General features: G+C 56.0%; 2 rRNA genes. Both read left to right on the plus strand.

Annotated features, from left to right (window positions below):
- Nucleotides 1-330: 330 nt before the first annotated feature.
- Nucleotides 331-3,456 (plus strand): 23S ribosomal RNA (locus Q2100_RS14095).
- Between the two features lie 94 nt (nt 3,457-3,550).
- A 5S ribosomal RNA gene (gene rrf, locus Q2100_RS14100) occupies nt 3,551-3,663 on the plus strand.
- Nucleotides 3,664-3,907: the final 244 nt, after the last annotated feature.

Consider the following 3,907-nt stretch of genomic DNA (forward strand, 5'->3'; position numbering starts at 1 on the left):
AAAGACGCATGATGATCCCTTTGGGGGTTGTGGTGTGTCTTTATGTAATGCAAATTTTTCTGATACTCGCATGCTTGTCTGCCCTCTTTTGTGGGGGTGGGGGTGGGGTTCGGTGGTTGAGGGGTGTCTGTTGTTGCCCTGCTTTGGTGGTGGAGTGTGGTGTTTGAGTTGTGGATAGTGGTTGCGAGCATCAAAGACGCATGTTGATCCCTTTGGGGGTTGTGGTGTGTCTTTATGTAATGCAAATTTTTCTGATACTCGCATGCATGTCTGCCCTCTTTTTTGGGGGTGGGGGTGTGTGTGGGTGATGACTCATTTTTTGGTTTTGTGTTGTAAGTGTTTAAGAGCGCATGGTGGATGCCTTGGCACTGGGAGCCGATGAAGGACGTGGGAGGCTGCGATATGCCTCGGGGAGCTGTCAACCGAGCGTTGATCCGAGGATGTCCGAATGGGGAAACCCGGCACGAGTGATGTCGTGTCACCCGGCACTGAATACATAGGTGTCGGGGGGGAACGCGGGGAAGTGAAACATCTCAGTACCCGTAGGAAGAGAAAACAATTGTGATTCCGTGAGTAGTGGCGAGCGAAAGCGGAGGATGGCTAAACCGTATGCATGTGATACCCGGCGGGGGTTGTGTGTGCGGGGTTGTGGGGCGTTTCTTCTCCTTTCCGCCGAGAGGGGCAACAGTGATAAAGGTTCGTGTTAGTCGAAGTGGTTTTGGGATGACCTGTCGTAGAGGGTGAGAGCCCCGTAGGCGAAAACGCGAACTCTGTTGTGGAGCTGTCCCCGAGTAGCAGCGGGCCCGTGGAATCTGCTGTGAATCTGCCGGGACCACCCGGTAAGCCTGAATACTTCTCAGTGACCGATAGCGGATTAGTACCGTGAGGGAATGGTGAAAAGTACCCCGGGAGGGGAGTGAAAGAGTACCTGAAACCGTGCGCTTACAATCCGTCAGAGCCCTCGTTCTACGTGGGGTGATGGCGTGCCTTTTGAAGAATGAGCCTGCGAGTCAGGGACATGTCGCGAGGTTAACCCGGGTGGGGTAGCCGCAGCGAAAGCGAGTCTGAATAGGGCGTATCCACACAAGAGTGTGTGGTGTAGTGGTGTGTTCTGGACCCGAAGCGGAGTGATCTACCCATGGCCAGGGTGAAGCGCGGGTAAGACCGCGTGGAGGCCCGAACCCACTTAGGTTGAAGACTGAGGGGATGAGCTGTGGGTAGGGGTGAAAGGCCAATCAAACTCCGTGATAGCTGGTTCTCCCCGAAATGCATTTAGGTGCAGCGTCACATGTTTCTTGTTGGAGGTAGAGCTACTGGATGGCCGATGGGCCCTACTAGGTTACTGACGTCAGCCAAACTCCGAATGCCGACAAGTGAAAGTGTGGCAGTGAGACGGCGGGGGATAAGCTCCGTGCGTCGAGAGGGAAACAGCCCAGATCGCCGGCTAAGGCCCCTAAGCGTGTGCTAAGTGGAAAAGGATGTGCAGTCGCGAAGACAACCAGGAGGTTGGCTTAGAAGCAGCCACCCTTGAAAGAGTGCGTAATAGCTCACTGGTCAAGTGATTGTGCGCCGATAATGTAGCGGGGCTCAAGCACACCGCCGAAGCCGCGGCAATCAACGTTAGTTGGTTGGGTAGGGGAGCGTCCTGCATCCGGTGAAGCAGCGGAGTGATCCAGCTGTGGAGGGTGTGGGAGTGAGAATGCAGGCATGAGTAGCGATAAGGCAAGTGAGAACCTTGCCCGCCGAAAGACCAAGGGTTCCTGGGCCAGGCCAGTCCGCCCAGGGTGAGTCGGGACCTAAGGCGAGGCCGACAGGCGTAGTCGATGGACAACGGGTTGATATTCCCGTACCCGTGTGTGAGCGTCCCTGATGAATCAGCGGTACTAACCGCCCAAACCATGCGTTACCGATCACCTTCGGGTGTGAGGATTGCATGCGCTGCGCGGGACCTTCGTTGGTAGTAGTCAAGCGATGGGGTGACGCAGGAAGGTAGCCGTACCAGTCAGTGGTAATACTGGGGCAAACCGGTAGGACGACATCTAGGCAAATCCGGGTGTCATGTAAGTCCGAGAGGTGATGCATAGCCGGATGAGGTGAATTCGGTGATCCTATGCTGCCAAGAAAAGCCTCTAGCGAGCGCACACACGGCCCGTACCCCAAACCGACACAGGTGGTCAGGTAGAGAATACCAAGGCGTACGAGTGAACTATGGTTAAGGAACTCGGCAAAATGCCCCCGTAACTTCGGGAGAAGGGGGACCCCCACATCGTCATGGCCCTTGCGGCCGGCAGCGGGAGGGGGTGGCACAAACCAGTGAGAAGCGACTGTTTACTAAAAACACAGGTCCGTGCGAAGTCGCAAGACGATGTATACGGACTGACGCCTGCCCGGTGCTGGAAGGTTAAGAGGACCGGTTAACCCTTCGGGGTGAAGCTGAGAATTTAAGCCCCAGTAAACGGCGGTGGTAACTATAACCATCCTAAGGTAGCGAAATTCCTTGTCGGGTAAGTTCCGACCTGCACGAATGGCGTAACGACTTCTCAACTGTCTCAACCATAGACTCGGCGAAATTGCATTACGAGTAAAGATGCTCGTTACGCGCGGCAGGACGAAAAGACCCCGGGACCTTCACTACAACTTGGTATTGGAGTTCGATACGGTTTGTGTAGGATAGGTGGGAGACTGTGAAGCGGCCACGCCAGTGGTTGTGGAGTCGTTGTTGAAATACCACTCTGATCGTATTGGGCTTCTAACCTCGGACCGTATATCCGGTTCAGGGACAGTGCCTGGTGGGTAGTTTAACTGGGGCGGTTGCCTCCTAAAATGTAACGGAGGCGCCCAAAGGTTCCCTCAACCTGGACGGCAATCAGGTGTTGAGTGTAAGTGCACAAGGGAGCTTGACTGCGAGACGTACATGTCGAGCAGGGACGAAAGTCGGGACTAGTGATCCGGCACCCCCGAGTGGAAGGGGTGTCGCTCAACGGATAAAAGGTACCCCGGGGATAACAGGCTGATCTTCCCCAAGAGTCCATATCGACGGGATGGTTTGGCACCTCGATGTCGGCTCGTCGCATCCTGGGGCTGGAGCAGGTCCCAAGGGTTGGGCTGTTCGCCCATTAAAGCGGCACGCGAGCTGGGTTTAGAACGTCGTGAGACAGTTCGGTCTCTATCCGCCGCGCGCGTCAGAAGCTTGAGGAAACCTGTCCCTAGTACGAGAGGACCGGGACGGACGAACCTCTGGTATACCAGTTGTCCCACCAGGGGCACCGCTGGATAGCCACGTTCGGACAGGATAACCGCTGAAAGCATCTAAGCGGGAAACCCCCTCCAAGACCAGGCTTCTCACCCATTTAAGTGGGATAAGGCCCCCCGCAGACCACGGGATCGATAGGCCAGACCTGGAAACGCAGCAATGCGCGTAGGGAACTGGCACTAACCGGCCGAAAACTTACAACAACAACAAAACCTCGCAACCACACAAACCCACAGTCAAACAACAAATGACTGCACCCCACCACCAAAACACACTTCACCATAAAGTGAATAAAGTTACGGCGGTAATAGCGGTAGGGAAACGCCCGGACCCATCCCGAACCCGGAAGCTAAGCCTACCAGCGCCGATGATACTACCCCTCCGGGTGGAAAAGTAGGACACCGCCGAACACACATTAAGGATCACCCCCCACGTTCACGTGGGGGGTGATTCTCTTTTATTCGACTTTATTCGACGCCATTCTTTGAATGCCAAATTGTCGTCGAATGCGCCGTGGCCGTAAACTTCGGTCGGGGCAACCAGCGGAAGGCACACGTGGGCGACGACAGGCAGAGCGGACGCGGCGACCAGCGACCCGGACGTACCCCGGACGGCGGCCGGCCGCGCAACCAACGCTCGGCGCCGCGGTCGTCG

It is taken from the genome of Mycolicibacterium arseniciresistens (assembly GCF_030519285.1).
Classification (GTDB): domain Bacteria; phylum Actinomycetota; class Actinomycetes; order Mycobacteriales; family Mycobacteriaceae; genus Mycobacterium; species Mycobacterium arseniciresistens.